This is a genomic window from Stenotrophomonas sp. YJH_SMC_82 (assembly GCF_059368875.1).
Genome location: NZ_JCAFSE010000007.1, coordinates 13,838 through 40,757, shown reverse-complemented (window position 1 = coordinate 40,757; position 26,920 = coordinate 13,838). Strand labels below are relative to the sequence as shown.

Genomic DNA, 26,920 nt, shown 5'->3' with positions numbered 1-26,920 from the left:
CTCGGCGTTCTGGCGCACGGTGGAGGTCAGTTCCTCCATCGAGGCGGCGGTTTCTTCCAGGTTGGCGGCCTGCTGCTCGGTGCGGCGCGACAGGTCGCTGTTGCCGGAGGCGATCTCGCCGGCGGCCAGGGTGATGCTGGAGGCGCTGGCCTGGATCTGGCCGACGATCTGGGTCAGCTGTGCAACGGTGGTGTTGGCATCATCCCGCATGCGCGCGAACACGCCATTGAACTGGCCTTCCATGCGCGCGGTCAGGTCGCCGGCGGCGATCGACTGCAGCAGCTGCGAGAGCTGGCCGAGGTTGCCGTCGGCCACCTGCATCATGGTGTTGAGATGCTCGATCATCAGCTTGAAGTCATGCTGGAAACGCTGTGCGTCGCCGCGCTGGCTGAAGTCACCGGCAGCGGCCGCCGCGGCCAGCTGCTGGATCTGCGAATTGATCGCCAGCAGGCTGGCCTTGGCCGCGTCCATCGATTCGTGCAGGATCGCGCGGCTGCCGGGCAGGCGGCGTGCATCCGGGGTGAGATTGCCGATGGCGTACTGGTTGAGCACGTCGATGGCATCGCGGATCGCATCCAGGTGCTCGAAGATCACCGTATTGATGCCGCCGGCCAGCTGGCCATAGACACCCGGGAAATCTTCCGGAATGCGATGGCTGATGTCCGGTCCCGCGTGCATCTGTGCCATCAGCTGGGTCTGCTCGCTGAAGCGGCGGAGCATTGCGGTCATCTCGGTCGTGGCGGCCAGCATCCTGCCGGCTTCGTCCTTGCTGGTGGCCTGGGTGCTGACGCTGAGGTCGCCGCGGGCAACCGCCTGGATGGCATGCACGGCCTTGCCCAGCGGGCCGGTCACTGCACGCGAGATGACGATGGCCAGCGCGGCGGCCACCAGCGACAGCAGCACGATGCAGCCGATGATGGCGATCATGCTGGTGCGATGGGTGGCGTTGGCGTCGGCGATCTTGCCGTCCATCTGCCCGGCGATGTGGGTGCCCAGTGCCTTCATCGCAGCGAACAGGTCGCGGCGCGCCGGGCGTGACTGCTCATCGGAGATCTGCTGGGCCTGCGCGCCATCACCGGCGGCCACGGCGTCGCGCATCGCCTTGTTGGCGGCGAAGTAGCGATCCAGCTGGGTGCTGGCGGCGCGATACAGTTCGCGCTCCTTGTCCAGCGCCGGCAGCGCCGCGTACGCCGCCAGTTCGTCATGTACGGCCTTGGCGGTGTCGTCCATGCGCTTGTTGTAGTCGGCGACCTTCTCCGGCTGGTCGAGCATGCTCAGCTGGGCCAGTTCGTAGGTGCGGAACTCACCGAGCTGCGAGCGCGCCTCGCCCAGGTGCTGGACCGAGGGGATGTCGTTGCCGGCCATCTCGCGCAGCTGCGCGTTGGCTTCGCTCAGTCGCAGCAGGGCGAACGCGCCGAGGACCAGGGTCATCAGGGTGGTAAGGGTGAACCCCACGGCCAGCTTGCGGGCGATGGGCAGATCTTGGAACCACTTCATGCAGGGTGCTCCAGGTGGGCAGAGTGCCGGCGTCTGTGCGCCGGTTTGGGGGTGGTTGCAGAGCGAACGGTGGTGCCCGGTGGGGTTCGGTGACGGCCGTCAAAGCGAAATAGCGGCGCAGTCCGGATGGACTTTATGGACGCATGTCACATTCGGTGGCGTAGGGATGACGGCGCGGAAGTGGCGCAGCGGCGGGGCTTTCGCTTGCATGGCGTAGTTGCGCGCGAAACCATCGCGTCGACGGAGTTCACAGAACGGATGGGGTCAGATCCCTTTTCCCCGAAAGGGCATCCGGCCCCGGCCGGAATGGAGCGCGCAAACAAAAACCGCCGCCCCGAAGGGCGGCGGTCCAGTACACGCATGCAGTGTGGATCAGGCGGCCTGCGGCATCCGCAGTGAACGCACCAGCCCGCCGATGTCGACGATCAATGCGACGCGGCCGTCGCCGAGAATGGTCGCACCGGACACCCCGCCGATGCGGCGGTAGTTGTTCTCGATGTTCTTCACCACCACCTGCTGCTGGCCGACCAGTTCGTCCACTTCCAGGGCGATCTTCTGGCCATCGCCTTCGACCACCACCACCAGCGATTCGCTGCCGGGTGCACGGTTGCCGTAGCCGTAGTACTCGCTCAGCGACAGGATCGGCAGGTATTCACCGCGCACGCGCAGCACGCGGCCTTCGCCGGCCATGCTGCGGATGTCCTCGGCTTGCGGCTGCAACGCCTCAAGCACATAGGCCAACGGCAGGATCAGGGTCTCACCGGCTACCGCCACGGTCATGCCATCGAGGATGGCCAGGGTGAGCGGCAGGCGGATCAGCGTGCGGGTGCCAGCGCCGAGGCTGCTTTCAATCTGCACCTCGCCCCCCAACGCCTGGATGTTGCGGCGGACCACGTCCATGCCGACGCCACGACCGGACAGGTCAGTGACTGCATCGGCCGTGGAGAAGCCGGGCTGGAAGATCAGGTCCCAGACCTGCGAATCGGTCGGGTTGTCCGGCACCGCCAGGCCGCGCTCGGTGGCCTTGGCCAGGATCTTGGCGCGGTCCAGGCCGCGACCGTCGTCGCTGACTTCGATGACAATGTGGCCGCCCTGGTGCGAGGCCGCCAGGGTGATCGTGCCGGTTTCGTCCTTGCCTGCACCGCGGCGCACGTCGGGCATTTCCAGGCCGTGGTCGATCGAGTTGCGCACCAGGTGCACCAGCGGATCGGCGATCTTCTCGATCAGGCCCTTGTCCAGCTCGGTACCTTCGCCGACGGTGCGCAGCCGCACCTGCTTGCCGAGGCGGCTGGACAGGTCGCGGACCAGGCGCGGGAAGCGACGGAACACCGCATCGACCGGCAGCATGCGCACGCCGATCACCGCTTCCTGCAGGTCGCGGGTGTTGCGTTCAAGCTGGTCCAGGCCAGCGAACAGGCTCTCGGCGTGGACCGGGTCCAGCGCATGCGAGACCTGCTTGAGCATGGCCTGGGTGATGACCAGTTCGCCGACCAGGTTGATCAGCGCGTCGACCTTGTCGACGCTGACGCGGATGGAGGTTTCCGCTTCCTGGCTGGCGCCACCGCTGGCGGCAGGCGCGGCGGGTGCCGACGGCGACGCTGCCGCCGGAGCGGGAGCAGCCGCGGCCGGCGCCTGGGTGGCCAGGCTCGGCGGTGCGGCCGGACGGATGTCCAGCTCGCAGTCGTCCAGTACCCACGCGAAGGTGTCTTCGATCTTGCTGCGCGGCACCTTGCCGACCAGACCCAGGTCCCACGCCAGGTGGGCTTCGAGCGGATCGAGCTGCGCGAAGCCCGGCAGGCGGTCCATGCGCGCGGCGACCTGCAGCGAACCGAGGTGTTCCAGTTCGCGGATGATGCGCAGCGGGTCGTTGCCGCTCATGAACAGCGACGGCGCCGGGGTGAAGCCGATCTGCCAGGCTTCCGGCGTATCGTCCACCTTGGCTGCGGCGGCCGCCGGGGCGCTCGCTGCGGCCTGGCCGGACAGAACCGCCTCCAGGCGTGCCTTCACCGCAGCGACGGCAGCCGGATCGGCAGCCTGGCCATGTTCGGCTTCGCGCAGCAGGGCGCGCAGCACGTCCACCGAAGACAGCATGGCGTCGACGGCGTGGCCTTCCAGTGCCCGCTTGCCGGCGCGCAGCTCATCGAGCAGCGTTTCCAGCACGTGGGTCAGGCCGGCGATCGCGTCGAAGCCGAAGGTGCCGGCGCCGCCCTTGATCGAATGGGCAGCGCGGAACACCGAATTGATGATCTCCGCGTCCTGCTGCCCCGATTCCAGGGCCAGCAGGCCAGCCTCCATCGCGTCGAGGCCTTCGCGGCTCTCCTCGAAGAAGGTGGCGTGGAAGCGTTGCAGGTCCATGCTCATGGCAGTGGTGGTCCGGAAGCGAAGAGGGGGAGCGGTGCCGGGCGATCAGCCCAGCACTTTCTGCACGGTGGCGACCAGCTGTTCGGGATTGAACGGCTTGACCAGCCAACCCGTAGCGCCAGCGGCCTTGCCTTCGGACTTCTTGTCGGCGGCAGATTCGGTGGTCAGCATCAGCAGCGGGGTGAACTTGTAGTCCGGCAGCTGGCGCAGTTCGCGGATCAGCGCGATGCCATCCATGTTCGGCATGTTGACGTCGGTAACCACCGCATTGAAGCGCTGGCCCTTGGCGCGACCGAGCGCGACCGCGCCGTCTTCAGCTTCTTCGACGGCAAAACCGGCCGAGGTGAGGGCGAAGGACACCATCTGGCGCATCGACGCCGAATCGTCCACCACCAAGATACGTGCGCTCATGCAGCGTTCTCCACAGATTTCAGGTTGTCATGGGTTACGTCCAGGCCGAGGGCCTGGGTGACGCCCAGCAGGCGCGCGGCGTCACGGAAGATTGCAGTGCAACCGTGGAAGCCGGTGCCCAGGCCTGCCTCGCGGCGGGCCTGCACGAACGCACACAGCACCTGCACGGCGGCCGTGTGGATGCGGGCGACCTGGCTGGCATCCAGGGTCAGCTCGCCTGCCTGCTCCACCAGGGGGGCAAGGCGGTTCTTGAGCTCGGTAGTGCTCTCGATGCCGAGATCCCCACCCAGTTCGACAGTGCTCATCGTTGCTCCGGACAAACGGTTCCGTGATCCATAACGGCACCCCGGTGGGGTTCTTTAGAAGAATCGACGCGGTGCGTCGATGCGGTCGCTGTTGAAAAGGGGACGGAGGGGATTAAGTCGCAAGCGACCTGGCTCTGCCGCAGCCCCTCGGCAACGTCGACCGCGCAGTGGGGATGTAAGGTGTTGATCCAACGGATCGACTCCTTGCGTCCCCGACAGGCACCGCTTCGGCGCCAAGCGCTGAGCCACTTGCGACTTAATCCCCTCCGTCCCCTTTTTGGGGTTCAGCTCAACAGCCGTGTGGCGTCGAGCAGGATCATCGGGCGCTGGCTGACCCGGGCCACGCCGCGGAACAGGTCGTTGGAAATCTGGCAGATGCGTGCGGTATCGGGAGGTTCGATCTGCGAATCGGTGAGGTTGGCGACATCTTCCACTGCCGACACGCGCAGGCCGATGGTCTCGCCGTCTTCTTCCAGCACCACGATGCGGGTCTGGGCGTCGTCCTCGGCGGCAGCCGCGCCCAGGTGCAGGCCCAGGTCCATCACCGGGACCACCTGGCCGCGCAGGTTCATGATGCCCAGCATGGCGGCAGCGGTGCCGCGCAACGGCAGCAGCGGCACCGGCAGCACGACCTCCTGGACCTTCAGCAGTTCCAGCGCATAGGCCTGGGTGCCACAGCGCAGGCGCAGCCAGCGCGAGGTGCGTTCACCGGCACGACGGTTCTGCGGATGCGGGCTGCGGGCCGGTTGGTGGGCCTGCGCCTGCAGCTCCTGCCAGGTGCCGGGGCGGTTGCCTGCGGGTGCATCGACGGCGACGCGCGGCGGCGGCGTGGCGGCGCGTGCGGCCGGGGCCGGTGCAGGGCGTGCCGCCGGGGGGGGCACCGGCGCTGCGACCACGGCGGGCGGCGGCGCAGGCACGTCTTCGCCACCAGCGGCCGCCTCGAAGGCGGCCTGCAGGCCGGGGCTGTCGGTGTGGGCGAGACGATGGCTGTCCGCCGGGTCGGTCTCGTAGATCACTTCGTCCGGCAGATCGTCCCAGGTGGGTTCCGGGCCGGTGTTCGCAGCGGCCGCAGCGGGTGCCGGCGCGGTTTCGTGGATGACCTCGTCGGGCAGGTCATCCCAGGTCGGCTCGCGTTCGGTGGACCCGGCGCTGGCCGGCGCGGCGGCGGCCTCGAAGGCGGCCTCCAGTGCAGCCTCATCCTCGGCCGGGGCCGCGACGACGGCATCCGTTTCGTTGACCACTTCAGCGGGCAGGTCGTCCCACGTGGGTTCGCGTTCGGCATCGATCACGCTGACGGGCGCGGACGCGGCATCGAAAGCGGCTTCCAGTGCGGCGTTGTCCACGGCAGGGGCAGCGGCAGCGCTCTCGGTTTCGGTTTCGTAGATCACCTCGGCCGGCAGGTCATCCCAGGTGGGTTCGCGTTCGGCGGCGGCTTCGATGGCCGTGGCCGGGGCGGTGCTGATCGGCGCGGGGTGGGGAGCGGCGGCCGGGGCGATCGCCTCGCCCAGCAGTTCGTCCAGGTAGTCGTCGAGGATGCCAGTGCTGTTCATGCGGCCTGCTCCAGGGCACGGGCATCCTCGCCGAGAATCCAGTTCAAGGCGCGCCGGTAGGCGGCCAGGCCGCGCCCCGGGTAGTCTTCGCCGACGCTCGGCAGGGTCAGCCCGGCGGCGTTGCTGATGCGGGTGTCGATCGGAATCGCATCTTCCCAGACGCGGCTGCCATGGCGGTCCTGCATGGTGCGCAGCGACTCGTTGCCGGCGCGGGTGCGGCGGTCGAACAGGGTTGGCAGGATCGAGATCGGCAGCGGCCGCCGGCGCGAACGCTCGACCATCTCGCCGGTGCGGACCATGCCATCCAGGCCGTGCAGCGCCAGCGGCTCGGCCTGGGTCGGAATGATCAGGCGATCGGCGGCAGCCAGTGCGTTGATCATCAGCAGGCCGAGCGTCGGTGCGCAGTCCAGCAGGATGTAATCGTGCTGGCCCTGGTGGCGCGCCAGCGCGTTCTGCAGGGCCAGGCCGAGGCCGGGTTGGTTGGCGCTACGGCGTTCCAGCGTGGCCAGCGCGGACTGCGCGCAGACGTAGTCCAGGCCCTGGATGTTGCTGGCATGGCACAGGCCGGACAGGTCCGCCGGCGGTGCGCCGAACAGCTCCAGCACGCCGGCCGGCGGCGGGTCCACCGGCACGCCGAAGGCGCGGCTGAGCGAAGCATGCGGATCGAGGTCGATCAGCAGCACGCGATGGCCGAGCGCGGCCAGGCCGCGGCCGAGGGCGAGGGTGGTGGTGGTCTTGCCGACTCCGCCCTTCTGGTTGGCGACTGCCCAGATGCGCATCGGATTACTCCTTCATTGCCGGGGGAACGGCGGCGCCGACGCGGCTGCCAGCCGGCACCGGTGGCAACGTCACCGGTGCGATGGGGGAGGTGGGGGCGCTGGCCGGCGTTGCGGCGGCCTGTTCGGTGACGGTGCTGCCGGTGGCGCCGGTGGCTGCGTTCAGGCGCTGGCCGAGCGGGTCCACCGAATGCGAGGTGTCGGCCAGGATGATGACCATCACCCGGCGGTTGCGGTTGCGGCCCTGTGCGCTGTCGTTCTCTTCGCGCGGGCGGAACTGGCCATAGCCGACCATCGCCAGCCGCGACGGCTGCACGCCCTGGTCGGCGAACAGATGCACCACGCTGGCGGCGCGTCCGGCCGACAGCTCCCAGTTCGACGGGAAGGTGGCGGTAGCGATCGGCACGTTGTCGGTGTGGCCTTCCACGCGCACGCTGTTGGGCACGTCGCGCAGCACCTCGGCCAGGCTGGCCAGGGTCTGCCGCGCATGTACGTCCAGTGCGGCCGAGCCGGTGGGGAACAGGATGTCGCTGTTGATCTCGACCTCGATCCACAGTTCCGTGCGGCGCACGCTGATCATGCCGCGGTCGATCAGCGGCGCCAGTGCGGCGGTGAGGCGGTCGGCAATCGTGTTGAGCTGGCGCTCGGCACGGGCGATCTGCTCCTGGTTGTGCACCGACACCGGCATGCGCATCTGCGAGGCCATCGACGGCAGCAGCGTCGGGTCGTGCGAGGGCGCCGGCGCGGACGGTCCGATCTTGGTGCCGGACTTGATCACCGACGGGCTGTCCCAGCCGCCACCCTGCACCTGCTTGTTGCCCACCTGCACCGGATTGATCGTGCGCGGCGCGCCACCGAAGGCATCGGTGAGCGCGTCGGCCATGATCCGGTACTTGCCCTCGTTCACCGACGAGATCGCGTACATGACCACGAAGAAGGCGAGCAGCAGCGTCATCAGGTCGGCATAGGGGATCGCCCATGCTTCGTGGTTGGCGTGCTCTTCGTGGTGCTTGCGGCGGGCCATGTCAGTGCAGGAAGCCGGAGAGGTTGGTTTCGATGTTGCGCGGGTTCTCGCCCTGGGCGATCGAGATCAGGCCTTCGATGACCATTTCGCGGTCGCGCGTGCTGTGCGAGATCACGCTCTTGAGCTTGGCGGCGATCGGCAGGAACAGCAGGTTGGCCGAGGCGATGCCGTAGATCGTGGCGGTGAACGCCGCAGCGATGCCGTGGCCGAGCTTGCTCGGGTCGGCCAGGTTCTTCATCACCGCGATCAGGCCCAGCACGGCGCCGATGATGCCGAGCGTCGGTGCGTAGATGCCCATCGCTTCGAACACCTTGGCGCCGGCCTGGTCCTGGTGTTCCTGGCTGCCCAGTTCGATTTCCAGCATGTGCCGCATCGATTCGGGCTCGACACCGTCCACCAGCAGCTGCAGGCCCTTGCGCAGGAACGGGTCCTGCTGCGCTTCCACCTGCGATTCCAGGCCGAGCAGGCCCTGGCGGCGGGCGATGTTGCTCCACTCGACGATCTGCTGGATCAGTTCGCGGCGATCGCTGTGCGGCGGGCGCACGACCCAGCGCACGATCTTGAACGCATGCTTGAACACCGCCGGCGAGGTGTGCAGCAGGATCGCGGCAACGGTGCCGACGATGACGATCACGAACGCCGCAGGCGACCACAACGACGCCAGGCCGGCGCCCTTGAGGATGCTGCCACCGACCAGCGAGGCCAGGGCGAGAAAGAGTCCAATGAGGCTGAGTCTATCCATGGATCCGGTATCGGCTTGTATGAATGGGACTTGAGACACCGGTACGGGCTACTGGTGCGACTTCACGGTTTTACGGGTTCAGCAAGCGGGTCAGTCGTGCGGGCTGCGCAGGCCATCCACATCCAGGATCAGCGCCATGCGACCATCGCCGATCAAGGTTGCACCGGCGTAACCGCGCAGGCCGCGCAGGGCCTTCGGCAGTGGTTTGATGACCACTTCCTCGCGCCCACGGACCTGGTCCACGACCAGGCCGAAGCGCGCTTCGCCGGCCTGCAGCACCACGATGGTCAGCAGGGTCGATGCGGCCGGCGTCACATCCAGCCACTGCCGCAGATCGACCAGTGGCAGCGTGTGCGAACGGCGGTCGAGCACGGCACGGCCATCGAACCAGCCCAGCGAGGTGGGCGGCGCGTGCAGTACCTCCATCACGCGCGCCAGCGGCAGCGCATAGACGTCCTCGCCGGCCTGCACCAGCAGGGTCGGCAGGATCGCCAGGGTCAGCGGCACGCGGATCAGGAAGCGGCTGCCGCGGCCCAGCTCCGACTGGATCTGGATCTGCCCGCTGAGTTCGCGGATGCGCGACTGCACCACGTCCATGCCGACGCCGCGTCCGGAAATATCCGTGACCTGCTGCTTGGTCGAGAAGCCGGGCAGGAACACCAGGTGCAGGCACTCCTCGCTGCTCAGGCGGGCGGCGGCTTCCGGATCGATCAGGCCCTTCTCGCGTGCCTTCGCGCGCAGCTTTTCCGGATCGATGCCGGCGCCATCGTCCTGCACCTCGATGCTGACGTAGTCACCTTCCTGCTGCGCCGACAACCGAACATGGCCCATCCGCGGCTTGCCCTGCGCTTCGCGCAGGTCGGGCATTTCCACACCATGGTCGATGGCGTTGCGGACCAGGTGCACCAGCGGGTCGGCCAGCGCTTCGACCAGGTTGCGGTCGAGCTCGGTCTCGGCGCCGATCAGCTCCAGGTCCACTTCCTTCTTCAGCGAGCGGGCGACGTCGCGGGCGACCTTGGGGAAGCGCGAGAATACCTTGCCCACCGGCTGCATGCGGGTGCGCATCACCGCCGACTGCAGGCGCGCGGTGGCGATGTCCAGGGTGGACACGGCGCGGTCCAGCTCCTCGTCGCGCAGGCGCGCACGCAGGGTCTTGAGCCGGTTGCGCGACAGCACCAGTTCGCCGATCAGGTTGACGATCGCATCCAGGCGCTTGGTGTCCACGCGCACGGTGTGTTCGGCTTCGGCCAGCGGCTTGGCGGCCGGCTTGGCCACCGGTGCCGGTGCGGTGGCCGGGCGCGGGGCGGCGATCGGTGCCGGCGCCACCGCAGCCGCGGGCCTGGCGCCGGGTGCGGCGCCACCGTGCAGCTGGTCGAGCAGGGCTTCGAACTCATCTTCGCTGATCAGGCCGTCGTCGGCCTTCTTTGCCGGCGCCACCGCAGTCGGTGCGCTGCCACCGTGCAGCTGGTCGAGCAGCGCCTCGAACTCGTCGTCGGTGATCAGGTCGCCGGCACCGGCCGCCGGTGCGGCGGCAGCGGCGGCAGGCGCTGCTGCACCGCCATGCACGTCGAACTGGGCGATCAGGTCCGGCGGTGCATAGCCCGGCTCGGTGCCGGAAGACACGGCATCGAGCATCGACTGCAGGTAGTCCAGCGATTGCTGGGCGGCGTCGAAGTGATGGGCCTGCAGCACGGCCTGGCCGGCACGTGCAGCGCCCAGCGCTTCTTCAGCGGCGTGGCACAGCTCGACCATGGCGGTGACACCGAGGAAACCCGCGCCGCCCTTGAGCGTGTGGTAGCCCCGGAACACCGCGTTGAGCTGTTCGGTGTCCTGCGGTGCCTGCTCCAGCGACACCAGCTGTTCGCCGAGGCGATCCAGGATTTCCTGTGCCTCGATGATGAAATCGGCAGTGATGTCGTCGGATACCGCGCTCATGCTTACAGCCCCAGATCCGACAACAGGTCGTCGGCGTCGTTCTGCGAGACCGCGTGGCGGTCCAGTCCCTTCAGTGCCGGCCCGGCCAGTTCCGGGGCGGTGCGATGCTGTTCCGGCGGCAGGCCGAGCGCGCCGAAGCCTTCATGCACGCGGCGGACGATGCCGACCACGCGACGGATGATCTGCCCGGTCAGGTCCTGGTAGCTCTGGGTCAGGGCGATCTCGGTCAGGTTGTGGCGGATGCGCTCCAGCTGCGCGTCCTGGCCTGGCTGCAGGCCTTCGGCGCGCAGCTGCTCGGTCAGGCTGCGGCATTCCTCGGCCAGGTCCAGGGTGCGGTGGGTGGCCTGTTCGGTCATCGCCACCACGTGGTCCAGGCGTGCGCACGCATCGTCCAGTTCGCCGGCCTCGCTGGGCACGGTCGGCAGTTCGCCCAGAGCCTGCCCCAGCTCGCGGGCCAGCCGCGAGAGGCCGCTCATCATCGGCTGCGTGCGCAGCGCGACCAGTCCGTCGATGCGTTGCCGCCAGGCGGCTTCGTCACCGGACTCCAGGGCATCCAGGGCTTCCTGCAGGCGCAGGGCGAGGGCGCTCTTGTCGACCGTGGTATCCATCAGGCGCTGGCCGCCAGGCGTTCGAAGATCTTGCCCAGCTTCTCTTCCAGCGTCTGCGCGGTGAACGGCTTGATGATGTAGCCGTTCACGCCGTTCTGGGCCGCTTCGATGATCTGCTCGCGCTTGGCTTCGGCGGTGACCATCAGCACCGGCAGGGTCTTCAGCTTGGCGTCGGCACGGATCGCCTTGAGCAGTTCGATGCCGGTCATCACCGGCATGTTCCAGTCGGTGACGACGAAATCGAAGGGCTGGCTCTGCAGCAGCGACAGCGCGGCATGCCCGTCCTCGGCTTCGGCGGTGTTGGTGAAGCCCAGATCGCCCAGCAGGTTCTTGACGATTCGACGCATGGTCGAGAAGTCGTCGACGATGAGGATGCGCATGTTCTTGTTCAAAGCAGAGTTCCTTTGTTGTTCATTCCGGGCGGCCGGGGGCAGTCGCCTCGGGGATGTTCATTCTTCCAGGCCGGCGTCGACGGCCTCGAAAATCTTCAGGCGGCCGCGCAGGCGCAGCACGGCCTGGCCATGGATCTGGCAGACCCGCGACTCGCTCACGCCGAGCACCGCGCCGATCTCCTTCAGGTTCAGCTCCTGCTCGTAGTACAGCGAGAGCACCAGCTGTTCGCGCTCGGGCAGGTGGCCGATGGCCTTGCCCAGCTCACGGCCGAACTCGCCGCGCTCCAGCACCTGCTGCGGGGTCGGGCCGCCCTGGGCGACGGTATCCAGTTCGCCCTGGTCTTCGATGCGCGACTCCAGGCTCAGCACCTGGCCACGTGCGGCGTCTTCCATCAGCCTCAGGTACTCGGGCAGCGGCATCTCCATCGCGGCGGCCACTTCGGTGGCGCTGGCGGCACGGCCCGTGCTCTGTTCCAGGCGGCGGATGGTGGCGGCGGCATCACGGGCACGGCGGTGCACCGAGCGCGGCACCCAGTCGCCACGGCGGATCTCGTCGATCATCGAGCCGCGGATGCGGATCGAGGCATAGGTCTCGAACGAGGCGCCCTGGTCGGCGTCGTAGCTGCGCGAGGCTTCGATCAGGCCCATCATGCCGGCCTGGATCAGATCATCGACTTCGACGCTGGCCGGCAGGCGCGCGGCCAGGTGGTGGGCGATGCGTCGCACCAGGTCCGAATGCTGGGCGATGACCTCGTTGGCCGCCGAGCGCTGGACTTCCCTGTACTGGTGGGCTGCGCCTTTCATGCGGCCACCCCACGCTGCTTGAGGATGCGTTCGAGGAAGAACTCGACGCCACCGCGCGGTTCGGTCGGTGCCTGCCAGCGCGCGGTGCGGCGTGCGATCTCGGTGATCGCCAGCGCCGACGGGCTGGATGGATAGGCCTTCACCACCGGCTGCTGGCGCTGCACCGACAGGCGCAGCCAGTCATCCTGCGGCACGCAGCCCAGGTAGTTCAGCGAGACATCGGCGAGGAACTTCTCGCAGACGCGGGTCAGCTTCTCGTACAGCACGCGGCCCTCGTTCGGGTCGCGCACCATGTTGGCCACCACCTGGATGCGGTCCACGCCGCGCTCGCGCGATAGCACCTTGATCAGTGCGTAGGCGTCGGTGATCGAGGCCGGTTCGTCACAGACCACCACCACGGTGTCCTGCGCGGCCTGGCAGAAGGTCAGCACGCCGTCGGTGATGCCGGCGGCGGTATCGACCACCATGATGTCCAGCTCGCGTTCCAGTTCGGAGAACACGTTGACCAGGCCGACATGCTCGGCCGGGGCCAGCTCGGCCATGTGCCGGCGGCCGGAAGCGGCCGGGACCACCAGCACGCCGTTCGGGCCTTCGACGATGACGTCGTCCAGCGAGCAGCGGCCGGCCACCAGGTCGGCCAGCGTAAAGGTGGGGTTCAAGCCCAGGATCACGTCGATGTTGGCCAGGCCCAGGTCGGCGTCCAGCAGCAGCGTGCGCTTGCCCATGCCCGCCAGCGCCACCGCCAGGTTGGCGGACACATTCGTCTTGCCCACGCCGCCCTTGCCGCCGGTCACCGCGATGGTGCGCACAGGGCCGAGCGGCTCGCTGCGGGTGGCCGACAGCGGGAAGGTCTTGGTCAGCTTGGCGTACTCACGCGACGGCATGGTTCAACTCCGGGTTGCAGGGCATATCGGCCGCTCGGCGCAAATCTTCAAGGCGAAGTACAAGATTGGCTGCACTGGCCCGGTGCAGGTCCTCCGGGACGTCCTGGCCATCGGTCACCCAGGTGATCGGCAGGGCGTGGTCCACGGCCACCGACAGGGCGTTGCCGAAGCGGCCGGTCTCGTCCAGCTTGCTCAGCACCAGGCCCTGCAGGTTGGCCGCACCGAAGCGGCGCACCACCTCGTCCATGTCGCCGAAGCTGGTGTTGGCCGGCAGCACCAGCAGGGTGCGCACCTGGCGCGCGGCGCGCAGCCACTGCAGCTGGGCGGCCAGGGCACGGTCGCGCGGGCCCAGGCCGGCGGTATCGATCAGCACCAGCTTGTAGTCCTTCAAGCGTTCCAGCAGCTGGTCCAGGTCGGTGCCGCTGTTGGCCTCGTGCACGGCGATGCCGAGCTGGCGGCCGTAGCCATACAGCTGTTCACGGGCGCCGATGCGGGTGGTGTCGGTGGTGACCAGGGCGACGTCACGCGGGGCGTGCTTCTCGGCGAAGCGCGAGGCCAGCTTGGCGATGGTGGTGGTCTTGCCGGCGCCGGTCGGGCCGACCAGCGCGATCACGCCGCCTTCTTCCAGCGGGTCGACCGGGGCGATCGGCAGCTTGCGCGAGATCAGCCCCAGCATCAGGCCGCGGCCACGATGGGCTTCGGTTTCCAGCGGGATCTGCATGGCCACGTCGCGGGCCAGCCCGGCGTCGAAACCGTACTCGTCCATCAGGTCCAGCGCGGTGGCGCGCACCGGGCTGCCACGCAGGCGCTCATCGGTGAAGCGGTTCATCTCGCGCTCGATCACCTGGCGCATGCCGGCCACTTCCTGGCGCAGCTGGCGGATCTCTGCGTCGTCCTGAGCAACCACGGTCAGCGTCGGTGCCGGGGCCAGCATGGGGGCCGGGCTGGCCTCGATAGCGGCTTCGACCGCTGCCGGTTCGCTGGCGGCGATCCCGGGCTGCGCGTCGATCACGGCAGCGGTCGGCAGCGGCGGCGGCAGCACGGCCGGGGCCACGCTTTCGTGATGCGCCTCGTGCGGCGGGTCGATCTGGAAGCGCGCGCGGTTGGCCGGCACGGTTGCGGCCGGTGCAACGATGGCCTCGGCGAACGGGGCGAAGATCTGGTCCGGCGGTGCCGGTTCGTTGACGGCGGCGCGGGCCAGGGTGGCGGCGAAGCCGGTGCTGCCCCGGGTCGGCACGATCTCGTCGGCGCTGTCCAGGGTGCGGCCGGTGGCACCGACGGCGGCGCGGGCGAGGGCGGCCACTGCCGAGGTGGTGGCCGCGACCGGTTCCGGCGCCGGGGTGCTGCTGCGGCGGCGGGTGACGGCGGCGATCACCGCGTCGGCGGCGGTGCGCGGCTTGGGTGCCGGCGGCGGTGCAACGTCACGGCGCGAGGCTTCCAGTGCACGCTGCACGGCGCTCTCGTCGTAGTTGGCGGCGGCGACGATCTCGATGCCTTCCTCGATCCGGCGGTTGGACAGGATCACGGCGTCAGGACCATGTTCCTTGCGCACCAGGTTCATGGCCGAGCGCATGTCGGCGGCGACGAATCGTTTGATTTTCATGCTGTGGTCACGGGGCGAAGACGGCGGGGTGGCGGTCGGAGAACTCGGGTGGTCGGTGGTCTGCACGGTGCGGGTTCCCCTTGGTATCTGTCTGTTGCGTTGGTTCGAAAGTGGTGTCTGTTTTCTGGCGCATCGCAGGGCGGCGTCAGCTGATCGTTCCGACCAGCTTCAGGCGCTTGTCCTCCGGCACCTCGCTGTAGGCCAGGACCGACAGCGACGGAACGCTGTGGCGGACCAGGCGGGCCAGCGCGGCGCGCACCGGGCCAGGTACCAGCACGACCGCGGGCTCGTTGCGGGCTTCCTGCTTGCTGACACATTCGGCCAGGCTCTGGTGCAGTCGCTCAGCGAGTCCGGGTTCCAGCGCGGCGCCGTTGCCCTGCGTGGACTCCTGCAAGACACGTTCCAATTGCGGGTTGAGGGTGAATACCGGCAGCTCCGCCGACATTCCGGCGATCTCCTGCACGATGAAGCGGCCCAGTGCGGTGCGAACAGCGGCGGTCAGCACGGCCGGGTCCTGGCTGCTGGGCGCATGTTCGACCAGTGCCTCGGCGATCTTGCGCAGCTGGCGGATCGGAATGCGCTCGACCAGCAGGTTCTGCAGCACGCGCACCACCGCCGACAGCGGCAACGCCTTCGGCGTCAGATCTTCGACGAGCTTGGGCGCGCTCTTGGCCAGGTTGGCCAGCAGGTGCTGCACTTCTTCGTGGCCGAGCAGTTCCGGCGCGTGCTCACGGATCAGGTGCGACAGATGGGTGGCGACCACGGTGGCCGGATCGACCACGGTGTAGCCCAGCGTTTCGGCCTGGGCGCGCTGGTGCGGCTGGATCCAGGTGGCGTCCAGGCCGAATGCGGGGTCCTTGCCGGCGATGCCTTCCAGCGCGCCGAGCGCGCTGCCCGGGTCCAGCGCCAGCTCGCGGTCGGGGTGGATCTCGGCGGTGGCCACCGGCACGCCGTGCACCAGCACGCGGTAGCCGTTGGCCGGCAGTTCCAGGTTGTCGCGGATGTGCACCGACGGGATCAGGAAGCCGACATCCTGGGTGAGCTTGCGGCGCACGCCCTTGATGCGCGCCATCAGTTCGCCGCCCTGGTTGCTGTCCACCAGCGGGATCAGCCGGTAGCCGACCTCCAGACCCAGCGGATCGACCGGGCGCAGTTCGTCCCAGCTCAGTTCGGCAGTCGGTGCCGGTGCGGCCGGGCGGCCGAGTGCGTTGAGTGCGGCGGCATCGGTGCCACCGCCTGCCGCATCGGCAGCCGGCGCCTTGCCCTTGCGGTACAGCTTCCAGGCGATGAAGCCGAGGATCGCGGCCAGCGTCAGGAAAGCGACGTTGGGCATGCCCGGCACCAGGCCGACCACGCCGATGATGCCGGCGGTGATCGCCAGCGCACGGTACTGGCCGAACACCTGGCCGGTCATGGCCTGGGCCATGTCCTGCGAGCGCGAGGCGCGGGTAACCAGCATGGCCACGGCGCTGGAGACCAGCAGGGCCGGCAGCTGCGCTACCAGGCCGTCACCGATCGACAGCAGGGTGTAGGTGGCGGCGGCTTCGCCGAACGGCATGCCATGCTGCAGCACGCCCACGGCCAGGCCGCCGAGCATGTTGATGAACAGGATCAGGATGCCGGCAATGGCATCGCCGCGGATGAACTTGCTGGCGCCGTCCATCGCACCGTAGAAGTCGGCTTCCTCACGCACTTCCTCGCGGCGCAGCTTGGCTTCTTCACGCGTCAGCAAACCGGCGTTGAGGTCGGCGTCGATCGCCATCTGCTTGCCGGGCATCGCGTCCAGGATGAAGCGCGCGGTCACTTCCGAAACGCGGCCGGCACCCTTGGTAATGACCACGAAATTGATGATGGTCAGGATCGCGAACACCACGATGCCGACCGCATAGTTGCCGCCGATCACGAATTCACCGAAGGCGGCGATGACCTTGCCCGCGGCATCATGGCCGTTCTGGCCGTTCAGCAGGATCACACGGGTGGAGGCCACGTTCAGCGCCAGCCGCAGCATGGTGGTGATCAGCAGCACGATCGGGAAGATGGTGAAGTCCAGCGGGCGCTTCACGTAGACCACCGCCAGCAGCACCATCAGCGAGATGGCGATGTTGAAGGTGAACAGCGCATCGAGCACCGGCGCGGCCAGCGGCACCACGACCATGGCCAGCAGGGCCAGCACGATCAGCGGCGCGCCAAGGCCCTGGCGGATCATTTCCAGGGCGCGGCGGGTGTTGAAACCGGCGGAGGGCTGGGCGCTCACGGGCGGCCTCCCTTGCCGAATTCATCCACCTGGATGTGCGGGGCGTCCGGCATCGGGCCAGTGCGCCAGGCGCGCAGCTGGTAGACGTAGGACAGGACCTGGGCGACGGCCGAATACAGTCTCACGGGGATTTCCTTTCCGAGTTGGCCTTCCCGATACAAGGCGCGTGCCAAAGGCGGGGCGGAGACGATCGCCACCTTGTTGCCGTCGGCCACTTCACGGATGCGCAGGGCGGTTTCGTCCACGCCCAGCGCGACCACGGTGGGGGCGTTCATGGCGCCGCCCTCGTACTTCAGGGCCACCGCGTAGTGGGTGGGGTTGACCACCACCACGTCGGCAGTGGGCACCGCCTCCATCATCCGGCGGTTGGCCATCTGCTGCTGCAGCTGGCGGATGCGGCCCTTCACCTCGGGGCTGCCCTCGCTTTCCTTCATTTCCCGGCGCAGTTCCTCGCGGGTCATCTTCAGCTTGCGCATCCAGTTCCAGCGCTGGTACGGCGCATCGATGGCGGCCAGCACCAGCATCGCGCCGGCGGTGGCCAGCAGCAGGCGCAGGGTGAAGCCCAGGCCATCGGTGATGGCGGTTTCCAGCGGGTGGTGGATCAGCCCGCGCAGGGTGTCGAAGCCGGTCCAGACCACCAGCCCGGCGGCGACGCCGACGAAGGCCACGCGCAGCAGCGATTTGGTGAATTCGGCAATCGCCTCCGGGCCATACAGGCGCTTGAGCCCGCTCATCGGGTTCATGCGGTTGATGTCGGGCAGCAACGCCTTCTGCGACCAGCGCAGGCCGCCCATCACCAGCGGGGCGACGAAGCTGGCCAGCAGGCAGACCAGCACCAGCGGTGCGATCACCAGCATGAACTGCAGCAGCAGGTCGCCGAAGTGGCCGAACAGTTCCTTCGGGTTCTGCCGCAGGCTCTGTTCGGGGCTGAGCGCGTGCTTCATCCAGGCCGTGGCGCCACGGCCGATCGAGCCGCTCAGGGCCATCACCGCCAGCACGCCGGCGCCGAACACGGCGGCGGTGCCAAGTTCGCGCGAGCGCGGCAGGTTGCCCTGTTCACGGGCGTCGCGCAGGCGTTTTTCGGTTGGTTGTTCGGTCTTTTCGCCGGCGGATTCGTTCTCGGACATCACGGGCACTGCGGCAGGGGGTGCCGGGGTGCGTGCAAGAACCGTTCCACGCCTGGCGTGGATCTACCGACGGCCCGTTCTGTAGAGCCGAGCCCACGCTCGGCTACGGTTGGGGCCAGGCGCGAAGCACAGCCGGGCATGAGCTCGGCTCTACAGGAGAGTGCCGCAGGAATCGTTCCGTGATGGCGGGCGCGCGTGGCCCGGTGTCAGCCGGGCGGGTATTGCGGCGGCGGGCTCTGTGCCAGTTCCACCCGCGGCCGGGGCAGGTCGTGCAGCTGCATGAAGCGCGCCGCATCCACCGGGCGGCCCAGCAGGTATCCCTGCAGGAAGTCGCAGCCCAGGCGTTCCAGGTAGGCGCGCTGCGCGGCGGTCTCCACGCCCTCGGCGACGATGTCCATGTCCAGCGCATGGCCCAGCGCCACGATCGCCGAGACGATCACCACGTCTTCGGCACTGTGTTCCAGGTCGCGCACGAACGCATGGTCGATCTTGATCTCGGTGGCCGGCAGCCGCTTCAGGTACAGCAGGCTGGAGTAGCCGGTTCCGAAATCATCGATGGAGATGCCCACGCCCAGCGCCGACAGCGCCTGCAGCAGGCGAAGACTGGTATCGGTATCGCGCATGACGGTGCTTTCAGTGATCTCCAGCACCAGGTGGCGCGGGGCAATGCCATGGCGCTCGATCACCTCGCGCACATCCTGCAGCAGGTGCGGCGAACTGAACTGCACCGGCGACAGGTTCACCGACATCGACCAGCTTTCATGCCCGGTGTCGTGCCAGCGCCGCAGCTGCTGGCAGGCCTGGTCCAGCGCCCAGCGCCCGATCTCGTTGATCGCACCGCTGCGCTCGGCCAGGCGGATGAAGCGGTCGGGGGGAATCAGGCCGTGTTCCGGATGGCGCCAGCGGATCAGCGCTTCGGCGCCGGCCACCTTCTGCGTGGCCACGCGGATCTTCGGCTGATAGTGCAGGAACAGCTGCTCGCTGCCGATGGCGCGGCGCAGGTCGGCCAGCAGCCGGAACTGCTGCTCGGCACTGTCGTTCATCCAGTCGGCGAACAGCACGAAGGCGTTGCGACCGGACTCCTTGGCCTGGTACATCGCCGCGTCGGCGAAGGCCATCAACTGGCGCTCGCTGGCGGCGTGGTCCGGGCAGATCGCCACGCCGATGCTGGCGGTCACCTGCAGTTCGTTGTCCGGCAGCAACGGGCCGCTGCCCACCGCCTGCAGGATGCGCCGGGCCAGGGTCGGCAGGTCCTCGTCGTGCTCGATGCGCACCACCAGCACGAACTCGTCGCCGCCCAGCCGTGCCAGCATATCGTGCGGGCGCAGCAGCTGGCGGGTGCGTTCGGCCACCGCCACCAGCAGCGCATCACCGGCCTGATGGCCATAGGCATCATTGACCTGCTTGAAGCCGTCCAGGTCCATGAACATAACCGCGAAGCGGTTGCCGCCCTGTTCGGCCTCGGCCAGTGCCTGCACGATGCGCCGCTGCAGCAGCAGGCGGTTGGGCAGGCGGGTGAGAGGATCGTGCAGCGCGGCCTGGGTCAGTTCCTGCTGCGCGTCGGTCAACGAGGTGCTCAGCATCGAATTGCGCAGCCGCAGCAGTTGCGCTTCCACGCGCTGGTCCAGCCATGAGACCACCAGCACCACGGCCAGGATCGCCACGGTCAGCACTACCACCAGCATCGCCAGCCACTCGTTCTGCAGGCCATCGCCGACCGCCGCGCCGCAGACGCTGCCTTCCGGGAAGCGCGCAGCGGCCATGCCGGTGTAATGCATGCCGACGATGGCCAGGCCGAGCAGGCCCGCCGCCGCCAGTCGATCACCGATGCGGGTGCGCTGGGCGCGCAGCCGGAACGCCACGTACAGCGCGGTCCAGGAGGCAGCCACCGCCACCATCAGCGAGAACAGCAGCCAGCCCGGGTCGTAGTCGATTCCCGGCTGCATGCGCATTGCAGCCATGCCAACGTAATGCATGCCGGCGATGCCGGTGCCCATCAGCAGGGCGCCGACCGCCAATCGCGGGTGGGGCAGGGTGCGCAGCGAGACCAGCCACAGCGCGAACACCGATGAGGCGATGGCAAGCGCAAGCGAGAGCAGGGTGATGGGAAGGTCGTAGCCCAATGGAATGGGCAGGTCGAAAGCCAGCATGCCGATGAAATGCATCGACCAGATGCCCAGGCCCATGGCGAAGCCGCCGCCCAGCCGCCACCACCAGGCCGCGCCCCTGCCCGGTGCGGTCACCGTGCGCCCGGCCATCGCCAGCGCGGTGTATGAAGCCATCACGGCGACCAGCAGCGAGATCGCCACCAGCCACGGGTTGTACGTGCCTACCAGCATTCGTCAGTCTCCCGGACCTGCCTGTCGACGGAAACCACGGTGGGGCATGCATGAGGCAGGCCGACGCACGACGCCGGCCATGTGCGGCATCCCCCCGGTTGCCGCGCATTCACTCTAACGCGCAGACCGGGGGGGACTTCAAGCGGCAATACGTGAAATTGCGCCCCTGTAGAGCCGAGCCCATGCTCGGCTGCCTTCGGCAGGAGCGGCAGCCGAGCATGGGCTCGGCTTTACAGAAACAAATGCATGGCAAGCAGTAGAACGTGATGATCGGGTCAGTGTGTGACCGCGTCCGCAGCCTGGAAGGCGGCGTCGAACAGGCGCTGTACCGGCGGCCCCATTTCCCCTGCCAGCAGGGCCAGCAGGAACAGGCCCAGCAGCAGCGAGACCGGCAGGCCCAGCTGGATCGGATTCAGCGCAGGGGCGGCACGCGCCAGTACGCCGAAGGCCAGGTTCACCGCCAGCATCGCCACGGTGAGCGGAATGGCCAGCGTCAGCGCGCCGCGCAGCACGGTCAGCAGGAAGGTCGGGGCGATGCTGAAGAAGGCGTGCGGGTCCGGCAGCGGGGCGCCGATCGGCAGTGCGCGGTAGCTGTCGACCAGCAGCGAAATCAACGCCAGGTGGCCGTTGGCGGTGAAGAACAGCAGGCCGAACAGCAGGTAGAACCACTGGCCGATCACACCCGAAGTGCCACCGCGCAGCGGGTCGCTCATCTGCGCGAAGGCCAGGCCGGTGCCCTGCGCGATCAGTTCGCCGGCCATCGCACCGGCTTCGAATACCAGCCGCAGCATGAAACCGATGGAAACGCCGATGGCCAGTTCGCGCGCGATGGTCAGCACCGTAGCCGCGTCGAAGCCGGTCCAGTCCGGTACCGGTGGCAGCAGCGGCGCCAGTGCAATGGCCAGGGTGCCGGCCAGTACCACGCGCACCCGCGACGGCACCGCACGCGTGCCGACCATGGGCATGGCCATGGCCACCGCGCCGATGCGCAGCATGGTCCACAGCACGGTGCCGATCATGCCGAAGGCCTGCAGGCCGTCGGCCGCCATCTGTGTCGCGGCGTCCATCGAAGCGCGTGTCCTAGCCGATCAGGTGCGGAATGCGCTGGAACAGCAGCGTGGTGAATTCAACCAAGTGGCCGATCAGCAGGCTGCCCAGCGCGAACAGCACCGCGGTCAGCGCTGCCGCCTTGGCGACGAAGGCGATGGTCGGTTCATTGAGCTGGGTTGCAGCCTGCACGACACCGACCACCACGCCCACCACCAGTACGGTGAGCAGCAGCGGGCCGGCCACCCACAGCACGGTGATCAGGCCGCCACGCAGTTCGGTCAAGGCAAGTTCGGGAGACATTCGGGTTCCACCTTCATATATAGAGTCGAGCCATGCTCGACTGTCTTTCAATCGCGCCGGATCGCGTCACGCGGGATTGAAGCTGGCCGCCAGCGTGCCCACGGTCAGCACCCAGCCATCCACCAGCACGAACAGCAGGATCTTGAACGGTGCCGACACCAGCATCGGCGACAGCATCATCATGCCCATGGACATCAGCACGCTGGCGACGACCAGATCGATGATCACGAACGGAATGAAGATCAGGAAGCCGATCTCGAAAGCGGTCTTCAGTTCGCTGGTGACGAACGAAGCGACCAGCACCGGGAACGGGATCGCATCGGGGCTGGCGTAGGTGCCGTGCCCGGCGATGCCGGCGAAGGTCATCAGGTCGGTCTCGCGGATCTGCGCCAGCATGAACCCGCGCAGCGGCTGCGTGGTCAATGTCCAGGCGGTCTGGAAGTCGATGTCGCCGTTGAGATAGGGCGCCATGCCCGTGCTCCACGCCTTGTCCCAGGTCGGCATCATCACCATCGCGGTGAGGAACAGGGCCAGGCCCAGCAGTACCTGGTTGGACGGCGTCTGGCCGGTACCCAGTGCCTGGCGCAGCAGGCCCAGCACGATGATGATGCGGGTGAACGAGGTCAGCACCAGCAGCATCGACGGGATCAGGGTGATCGCGGTCATCAGCAGCAGGGTCTGCAGCGGCAGGCTGACCGGCTGGCCGCCGATCTTGCCGACGTTGACGTCCGGCAGCGGGGTGGCCGGGGCGCCGGGCGCGGCGAACGCCAGCACCGGCAACAGGCACAGGGCAAGCAACAGCAGCCACGGCATCAGGGTGGCAACACGGGTACGGGTGACACGCATGTCAGGGGTCCTTGCGCAGCCGCTGCTGCAGCAGCTGGGCGAAATTCGGCAGGTTCTTGAAATCCGGCACGCGCACCGGCGCCGGTGCCGGCAACGGTTCGGGCAGGGTATGCAGGGTGTTGATGCCGCCGGCAGTGACGCCCAGCAGCAATTGCTGGCCGTTGACCTCCACCACCACCACGCGCTCCTTGGCGCCGACGCTGAGGCTGGCCACCAGCTTCATGCCTTCGGCCGGGCGGAAGCCACTGCCGGGCATGCGCTTGAGCAGCCAGCCCAGGCCGATCACCAGCGCCAGCACCGCCAACAGCGCCAGCACCGCACCGAACAGGCTGGGTGCGGCGGCCGCGTGCTGGCCGACCTGCGGGCCGATCGGCGCTGCGGTCTTGCCGACCGCCAGCAGGGTGGAGGCCAGCAGGCTCAACGCAGTCTCCGGATCCGCTCGCTCGGGCTGACCACGTCGGTCAGGCGCACGCCGAAGCGGTCATTGATCACCACCACTTCGCCGTGGGCGATCAGGGTGCCGTTGACGAACACGTCCAGCGATTCGCCGGCACCGCGCTCCAGTTCCACCACTGAACCCTGGTTGAGCTGCAGCAGGTTGCGGATCGGCAGGCGGGCACGACCGACTTCCAGCGACAGGGTCACCGGCACATCGAGGATCACGTCCAGGTTCAGGTCCGGACCGTTGGCCTCGTCGGCCTGCAGGCTGCTGAACTGGGCCGGGGTCGGTTCGAGGGCGTCGATATCGTTCATTGCGGGTCTTCCTGGATGACGGGTACGCGCGGGCGGGTGCCCGGCGGATGGGTAGCGGTGATCTTCACGGCGTTCATGCCGTTGGCGATGCCGAATTCGCCGGTGAACACAGGGATGTTCTCCACGCACAGCGGCACCTGCGGGCTCAGCTCGATCGGCAGGATGTCGCCGACCTTCAGCTGGGTCAGGTCGCGCAGGGTCATGCGCTTGCTGGCCAGTACGCTGGACAGGGTGACTTCGGCGATGTTGAGCTGCTCGCGCAGGGTCTTGCCCCAGCTCTCGTCGCGGTCGTTGCGGTCGCTCTGGATGCCGGCGTCGAGCAGTTCGCGGATCGGTTCCAGCATCGAGTAGGGCAGGGTGACGTGGATGTCACCGCCGCCGCCGTCGAGCTCGACGTGCAGGCGGCACACCACCACGTACTCGCGCGGGGTCACGATGTTGGCGAAATGCGGGTTGATCTCCGAGTTGATGTACTCGAAGTCGACGTCCATCACCGGTGCCCACGCTTCGCGCAGGTCGGCGAAGGTCTGCTTCAGCAGCAGGTGGATCACCCGCATTTCGGTGGCCGTGAATTCGCGGCCCTCGATGCGGGTCGGGTAGCGCCCGTCGCCGCCGAAGAAGTTGTCGACGATGGCGAACACCAGGGTCGGCTCGAACACGATCAGGCCGGTACCGCGCAGCGGCTTGAAGCGGATCAGGTTCAGGTTGGTCGGCACATACAGCGAGTGCATGTAGTCGTTGAACTTGATCAGTTCGATGCCGCGCACCGACAGCTCGGCCGAGCGCCGGATCAGATTGAACAGGCCGATCCGCCACAGGCGCGCGAAGCGCTCGTGGACCATTTCCAGGGTCGGCATGCGACCACGGATGATGCGGTCCTGGCTGGCGAAGTCGTACGAGCGCGCTTCGCCTGACGGGGGTTCCGCATCGGTCTCGACCGCGCCGCTGTCCACGCCGTGGAGCAGGGCATCGATCTCGTCCTGGGACAGCAGATCATTCATCGGGGGGGCCTTACTGGGTCACGAAGCTGGTGAACAGCAGATCGTCGGCGCCGTTGCTGCCGGTCTCGGCCTTGAGCACCTTCTGCACCTCGGCCAGCGAACTGGCCTGCAGCTTCTGCTTGCCGGCGACATCGGCGATCTGGTCCGGGCTGACCTGCGAGAACAGCATCAGCAGGCGCGCGCGGATGGCCGGGGCATGGGTCTTGATCGCTTCCAGCGCGGCCGGGTCGCGGGTCATCAGCTGGACCTCCAGCTGCAGGTAGCGCGGGCCGTCGACCGGGCCATTGAGGTTGACCACGAACGCCGGGTCCAGCGCGAAGTACTGTGCCGGGGCCGGGGTCGCGCTCTTCTTGGGCGCCTGCGCGGTCTTCTCTTCGTGCTTGGACTGGGTGAAGAACCACACGCCGCCACCAGCGGCAGCGGCGGCCAGTACGGCCACCAGTGCGGTGATCAGGATCGGACTACGCGGCTTGGCGGCCTTGTCCTTCTCGGCGGTCTTCTTGGTTTTGTCAGCGGCTGCGGCCACGGGGTGAAGCTCCTGAGGGTTGCTTCACCGGGATATGCAAGGGGTGTGCCGAAGGCTGGGCCCGCAGGGTGCGACGGAATTCCGTCGGGGTGCAGGTAGGGCCGTGCGGAGCAAGCTCAGCACCCACCAACGCAATACGGGGAGGTGCCGACCGCCTGCCCTGGTGGGTGCCAACCTTGGTTGGCACACCTGTCAGGCGTAGGCGTCCAGCAAGCCGCGCTGGCGGATCAACTGCGCGGACGATACGCTGGCATCGCCCGGCGTCGGTTCTCCGTCGCCGGTCATGCCCCCGCCACCGGGTTGTCCCGACGCATTGCCGTCACCACCAGACGCGTGGTGGCCGACATCGGCGTGAGCCAGCTGGAAGCCCTGTTCGCCCAGCAGCTCGCGCAGGCGCGGCAGGCTGCTTTCCAGTGCCTGGCGCACGTCCACGTGCGGGCTGCTGAAGCTGGCATGCACCTTGTCGCCGTTCAACTGCAGGCGCACGTCGACCGGCCCCATGTCGTCCGGGCTCAGGCGGATGTGGGCATGGCCGATCTTCTGGTCGGCCAGCCAGCCCAGGCGTGCGCCGATGGCCTGGTCGAAGCCATCGTCACCCAGCACGGGCTTGGGCGTGGGTTCGCCATTGAAGATCGCGTTGCCGGTGGCGAGCGCCGCCTTCAGGTCCTGCACGGCGGCGGCTGCCGGTGCGTGCAGCAACGGTGTATTTGCGCGGTCGCCAACGGCGGCCACGTCACTGCCTTCGCCGCGCTCGCTGCGCTTGCCGGGCAGGATCATCGCCGGCAATGGCAGCGCGGTGGCATCCTCCGCGCTGGTCGCCGCCGGTTTGCCGTCGGCCGCCACGGGGGCTGCGGTTGCCGCTGCCGGCGCGGCTGCAGGCAGTGTCGGGGTCGCGGCGGGGGCAGTGGTGGATAGCGCCGTACCGTCGCTGGCCAGTGACGGTGCAGCGCTGCCCGCCAGAGCGACGGCCGGATCGGCAGGCGTCGGCATCGCCAGCACCAGGCCGGCCAGGCCGATCGGTGGCCACGGGGCGTCCTCGGTCGCGGCGGGCTTGTCCTTGTCGGTGCCGGGTCCAGCCGGGGGCAGGGCAACGGGCGGTAGCGGCGGCGTTTCGGCAGTTGCCGCTTCCGCGTCCGCGCTGCGTTCGCCCGGTGCCTGGCCATTGCTGTCGGCGGTCGATGGCTGGCTGGGCGGGGACGGCGTCGGTGCGGTAGCGCTGCCGGCAGGCGCGGGCGCGGAGGGCGCACCGCCCTGCAGCAGCTGGCTGAAGTCCTTTGCGCCTTCGCTGCGCGCGGCGCGTGCGGCACTGTTGCTGGTGGCGGGCGTGGCCGGGTTGGCGCTGCTGGCGAGCGGGGCGGGCATCACGGGCGGCCTCCCTGCTCGGCGCCGTCCTGGTCTTCGGCCTGCACCAGGCGCGCGCGCCGCGCGCCAATGTCGTCCATCTCGCGCTGGTCGCGGCGGTCGGTCACCACCTTTTCCTGCGCGCGGTAGCTGGCGGCCAGCTGCTCCAGCACCGCCTTGTCACGGCTGGCCAGGATCAGCCGCGCGCGCTCGGCCTCCACTTTTTCGCGGTTGCCGTTGACCGTGGCCTGCTGCTGCTCGACCGCACTGTCCAGGCGATCAAGGAAGGCGCGGCGGTTCAGCAGCTGTGCCGGGCTGGTCGCTGCCATCTGGGCGTTGGCGTACTCCTCGGCATAGCGGCGCAGTTCGTCCAGGCGCGACAGATGGGTGTCGAGCACGCGCTGGCGTTCGGCCAGGTCGCGGGCGACCGCGTCCTCGTGTTCCTGGGCCCGCTTGAGCAGGGGATCGATGCGCTTGGACTGGTTCATGGC

Annotated in this window: 26 protein-coding genes; all 26 read right to left on the bottom strand. The window is 68.4% G+C overall.

What is annotated here, in order from left to right; translation table 11 throughout:
* On the bottom strand, window positions 1–1,497 hold a 1,497-nt coding region (locus AC5P53_RS20045), incomplete at its 3' end, for a HAMP domain-containing methyl-accepting chemotaxis protein (RefSeq protein ID WP_495220570.1).
* A gap of 372 nt (window positions 1,498–1,869) precedes the next feature.
* Complete coding sequence (locus AC5P53_RS20040) at window positions 1,870–3,858, bottom strand: chemotaxis protein CheA (protein ID WP_014647024.1); 1,989 nt, start codon at window positions 3,856–3,858, stop codon at window positions 1,870–1,872.
* Window positions 3,859–3,903: 45 nt separating this feature from the next.
* On the bottom strand, window positions 3,904–4,269 hold the full coding sequence (locus tag AC5P53_RS20035) for a response regulator (RefSeq protein ID WP_005409521.1): 366 nt from the start codon (window positions 4,267–4,269) through the stop codon (window positions 3,904–3,906).
* Complete coding sequence (locus AC5P53_RS20030) at window positions 4,266–4,574, bottom strand: STAS domain-containing protein (RefSeq protein ID WP_241886780.1); 309 nt, start codon at window positions 4,572–4,574, stop codon at window positions 4,266–4,268. The genes AC5P53_RS20035 and AC5P53_RS20030 overlap by 4 nt, the downstream gene beginning before the upstream one ends.
* Before the next feature lie 284 nt (window positions 4,575–4,858).
* Window positions 4,859–6,124 (bottom strand): chemotaxis protein CheW, encoded by a 1,266-nt coding sequence (locus AC5P53_RS20025; RefSeq protein ID WP_495227501.1) that lies wholly within the window; start codon window positions 6,122–6,124, stop codon window positions 4,859–4,861.
* Window positions 6,121–6,903: a ParA family protein gene (locus AC5P53_RS20020; protein ID WP_014647028.1), complete on the bottom strand. Its 783-nt coding sequence runs from the start codon at window positions 6,901–6,903 to the stop codon at window positions 6,121–6,123. The genes AC5P53_RS20025 and AC5P53_RS20020 overlap by 4 nt, the downstream gene beginning before the upstream one ends.
* 4 nt (window positions 6,904–6,907) lie before the next feature.
* Window positions 6,908–7,924: a flagellar motor protein MotD gene (gene motD / locus AC5P53_RS20015; RefSeq protein WP_014647029.1), complete on the bottom strand. Its 1,017-nt coding sequence runs from the start codon at window positions 7,922–7,924 to the stop codon at window positions 6,908–6,910.
* A 1-nt stretch (window position 7,925) separates the two neighbouring features.
* Window positions 7,926–8,666, bottom strand: a complete 741-nt coding sequence (locus AC5P53_RS20010) for a flagellar motor protein (RefSeq protein ID WP_053495130.1) — start codon at window positions 8,664–8,666, stop codon at window positions 7,926–7,928.
* Window positions 8,667–8,756: 90 nt separating this feature from the next.
* Window positions 8,757–10,601, bottom strand: a complete 1,845-nt coding sequence (locus tag AC5P53_RS20005) for a chemotaxis protein CheA (protein WP_495227500.1) — start codon at window positions 10,599–10,601, stop codon at window positions 8,757–8,759.
* 2 nt (window positions 10,602–10,603) lie between these two features.
* Window positions 10,604–11,209: a protein phosphatase CheZ gene (locus tag AC5P53_RS20000; RefSeq protein WP_241886782.1), complete on the bottom strand. Its 606-nt coding sequence runs from the start codon at window positions 11,207–11,209 to the stop codon at window positions 10,604–10,606.
* Window positions 11,209–11,601, bottom strand: coding sequence for a chemotaxis response regulator CheY (cheY, locus tag AC5P53_RS19995; protein WP_005413247.1), 393 nt, complete (start codon window positions 11,599–11,601; stop codon window positions 11,209–11,211). The genes AC5P53_RS20000 and cheY overlap by 1 nt, the downstream gene beginning before the upstream one ends.
* Before the next feature lie 57 nt (window positions 11,602–11,658).
* A complete protein-coding gene (locus tag AC5P53_RS19990) occupies window positions 11,659–12,405 on the bottom strand; it encodes an RNA polymerase sigma factor FliA (RefSeq protein WP_014647032.1) in 747 nt (248 codons plus the stop codon).
* Window positions 12,402–13,289 carry a MinD/ParA family ATP-binding protein gene (locus AC5P53_RS19985; protein ID WP_005416424.1) on the bottom strand — a complete coding sequence of 296 codons (888 nt, stop codon included), beginning with the start codon at window positions 13,287–13,289 and terminating at the stop codon, window positions 12,402–12,404. The genes AC5P53_RS19990 and AC5P53_RS19985 overlap by 4 nt, the downstream gene beginning before the upstream one ends.
* Window positions 13,276–14,892, bottom strand: a complete 1,617-nt coding sequence (gene flhF / locus AC5P53_RS19980; protein ID WP_046430441.1) for a flagellar biosynthesis GTPase FlhF — start codon at window positions 14,890–14,892, stop codon at window positions 13,276–13,278. The genes AC5P53_RS19985 and flhF overlap by 14 nt, the downstream gene beginning before the upstream one ends.
* Before the next feature lie 145 nt (window positions 14,893–15,037).
* The gene (gene flhA / locus AC5P53_RS19975; protein WP_153643679.1) at window positions 15,038–17,098 is read right to left on the bottom strand and encodes a flagellar biosynthesis protein FlhA; all 2,061 of its coding nucleotides are present in this window, start codon (window positions 17,096–17,098) and stop codon (window positions 15,038–15,040) included.
* A 44-nt stretch (window positions 17,099–17,142) separates the two neighbouring features.
* Window positions 17,143–18,273: a flagellar biosynthesis protein FlhB gene (gene flhB / locus AC5P53_RS19970; protein WP_241886783.1), complete on the bottom strand. Its 1,131-nt coding sequence runs from the start codon at window positions 18,271–18,273 to the stop codon at window positions 17,143–17,145.
* A 206-nt stretch (window positions 18,274–18,479) separates the two neighbouring features.
* Entirely contained in the window at window positions 18,480–20,612 is a 2,133-nt protein-coding gene (locus AC5P53_RS19965; protein WP_075076495.1) for a putative bifunctional diguanylate cyclase/phosphodiesterase, read from the bottom strand.
* Window positions 20,613–20,887: 275 nt separating this feature from the next.
* The gene (gene fliR, locus AC5P53_RS19960; RefSeq protein WP_014037103.1) at window positions 20,888–21,679 is read right to left on the bottom strand and encodes a flagellar biosynthetic protein FliR; all 792 of its coding nucleotides are present in this window, start codon (window positions 21,677–21,679) and stop codon (window positions 20,888–20,890) included.
* 13 nt (window positions 21,680–21,692) lie between these two features.
* Complete coding sequence (locus tag AC5P53_RS19955; protein ID WP_005413254.1) at window positions 21,693–21,962, bottom strand: flagellar biosynthetic protein FliQ; 270 nt, start codon at window positions 21,960–21,962, stop codon at window positions 21,693–21,695.
* Between the two features lie 66 nt (window positions 21,963–22,028).
* Window positions 22,029–22,808 (bottom strand): flagellar type III secretion system pore protein FliP, encoded by a 780-nt coding sequence (gene fliP / locus AC5P53_RS19950; RefSeq protein ID WP_014647039.1) that lies wholly within the window; start codon window positions 22,806–22,808, stop codon window positions 22,029–22,031.
* A gap of 1 nt (window position 22,809) precedes the next feature.
* Window positions 22,810–23,229, bottom strand: a complete 420-nt coding sequence (gene fliO / locus AC5P53_RS19945) for a flagellar biosynthetic protein FliO (protein ID WP_080354537.1) — start codon at window positions 23,227–23,229, stop codon at window positions 22,810–22,812.
* The gene (gene fliN, locus AC5P53_RS19940; RefSeq protein WP_005409543.1) at window positions 23,226–23,561 is read right to left on the bottom strand and encodes a flagellar motor switch protein FliN; all 336 of its coding nucleotides are present in this window, start codon (window positions 23,559–23,561) and stop codon (window positions 23,226–23,228) included. The genes fliO and fliN overlap by 4 nt, the downstream gene beginning before the upstream one ends.
* A complete protein-coding gene (gene fliM / locus AC5P53_RS19935) occupies window positions 23,558–24,562 on the bottom strand; it encodes a flagellar motor switch protein FliM (RefSeq protein ID WP_014647040.1) in 1,005 nt (334 codons plus the stop codon). The genes fliN and fliM overlap by 4 nt, the downstream gene beginning before the upstream one ends.
* A gap of 10 nt (window positions 24,563–24,572) precedes the next feature.
* Window positions 24,573–25,088 carry a flagellar basal body-associated FliL family protein gene (locus AC5P53_RS19930; RefSeq protein WP_049441913.1) on the bottom strand — a complete coding sequence of 172 codons (516 nt, stop codon included), beginning with the start codon at window positions 25,086–25,088 and terminating at the stop codon, window positions 24,573–24,575.
* A gap of 192 nt (window positions 25,089–25,280) precedes the next feature.
* On the bottom strand, window positions 25,281–26,450 hold the full coding sequence (locus AC5P53_RS19925; protein ID WP_241886784.1) for a flagellar hook-length control protein FliK: 1,170 nt from the start codon (window positions 26,448–26,450) through the stop codon (window positions 25,281–25,283).
* Window positions 26,450–26,917, bottom strand: coding sequence for a flagellar export protein FliJ (gene fliJ, locus AC5P53_RS19920; RefSeq protein ID WP_014647043.1), 468 nt, complete (start codon window positions 26,915–26,917; stop codon window positions 26,450–26,452). The genes AC5P53_RS19925 and fliJ overlap by 1 nt, the downstream gene beginning before the upstream one ends.
* Window positions 26,918–26,920: the final 3 nt, after the last annotated feature.

What these genes read in the sequence shown, in the direction of transcription:
- AC5P53_RS20040 (WP_014647024.1), bottom strand. Translation starts at nt 3,858, where the DNA reads ATGAGCATGGACCTGCAACGCTTCCACGCCACCTTCTTCGAGGAGAGC.
- AC5P53_RS20035 (WP_005409521.1), bottom strand. Translation starts at nt 4,269, where the DNA reads ATGAGCGCACGTATCTTGGTGGTGGACGATTCGGCGTCGATGCGCCAG.
- AC5P53_RS20030 (WP_241886780.1), bottom strand. Translation starts at nt 4,574, where the DNA reads ATGAGCACTGTCGAACTGGGTGGGGATCTCGGCATCGAGAGCACTACC.
- AC5P53_RS20025 (WP_495227501.1), bottom strand. Translation starts at nt 6,124, where the DNA reads ATGAACAGCACTGGCATCCTCGACGACTACCTGGACGAACTGCTGGGC.
- AC5P53_RS20020 (WP_014647028.1), bottom strand. Translation starts at nt 6,903, where the DNA reads ATGCGCATCTGGGCAGTCGCCAACCAGAAGGGCGGAGTCGGCAAGACC.
- motD (WP_014647029.1), bottom strand. Translation starts at nt 7,924, where the DNA reads ATGGCCCGCCGCAAGCACCACGAAGAGCACGCCAACCACGAAGCATGG.
- AC5P53_RS20010 (WP_053495130.1), bottom strand. Translation starts at nt 8,666, where the DNA reads ATGGATAGACTCAGCCTCATTGGACTCTTTCTCGCCCTGGCCTCGCTG.
- AC5P53_RS20005 (WP_495227500.1), bottom strand. Translation starts at nt 10,601, where the DNA reads ATGAGCGCGGTATCCGACGACATCACTGCCGATTTCATCATCGAGGCA.
- AC5P53_RS20000 (WP_241886782.1), bottom strand. Translation starts at nt 11,209, where the DNA reads ATGGATACCACGGTCGACAAGAGCGCCCTCGCCCTGCGCCTGCAGGAA.
- AC5P53_RS19990 (WP_014647032.1), bottom strand. Translation starts at nt 12,405, where the DNA reads ATGAAAGGCGCAGCCCACCAGTACAGGGAAGTCCAGCGCTCGGCGGCC.
- AC5P53_RS19985 (WP_005416424.1), bottom strand. Translation starts at nt 13,289, where the DNA reads ATGCCGTCGCGTGAGTACGCCAAGCTGACCAAGACCTTCCCGCTGTCG.
- flhF (WP_046430441.1), bottom strand. Translation starts at nt 14,892, where the DNA reads ATGAAAATCAAACGATTCGTCGCCGCCGACATGCGCTCGGCCATGAAC.
- flhA (WP_153643679.1), bottom strand. Translation starts at nt 17,098, where the DNA reads ATGATCCGCCAGGGCCTTGGCGCGCCGCTGATCGTGCTGGCCCTGCTG.
- flhB (WP_241886783.1), bottom strand. Translation starts at nt 18,273, where the DNA reads ATGTCCGAGAACGAATCCGCCGGCGAAAAGACCGAACAACCAACCGAA.
- AC5P53_RS19965 (WP_075076495.1), bottom strand. Translation starts at nt 20,612, where the DNA reads ATGCTGGTAGGCACGTACAACCCGTGGCTGGTGGCGATCTCGCTGCTG.
- fliR (WP_014037103.1), bottom strand. Translation starts at nt 21,679, where the DNA reads ATGGACGCCGCGACACAGATGGCGGCCGACGGCCTGCAGGCCTTCGGC.
- AC5P53_RS19955 (WP_005413254.1), bottom strand. Translation starts at nt 21,962, where the DNA reads ATGTCTCCCGAACTTGCCTTGACCGAACTGCGTGGCGGCCTGATCACC.
- fliP (WP_014647039.1), bottom strand. Translation starts at nt 22,808, where the DNA reads ATGCGTGTCACCCGTACCCGTGTTGCCACCCTGATGCCGTGGCTGCTG.
- fliN (WP_005409543.1), bottom strand. Translation starts at nt 23,561, where the DNA reads ATGAACGATATCGACGCCCTCGAACCGACCCCGGCCCAGTTCAGCAGC.
- fliM (WP_014647040.1), bottom strand. Translation starts at nt 24,562, where the DNA reads ATGAATGATCTGCTGTCCCAGGACGAGATCGATGCCCTGCTCCACGGC.
- AC5P53_RS19925 (WP_241886784.1), bottom strand. Translation starts at nt 26,450, where the DNA reads ATGCCCGCCCCGCTCGCCAGCAGCGCCAACCCGGCCACGCCCGCCACC.
- fliJ (WP_014647043.1), bottom strand. Translation starts at nt 26,917, where the DNA reads ATGAACCAGTCCAAGCGCATCGATCCCCTGCTCAAGCGGGCCCAGGAA.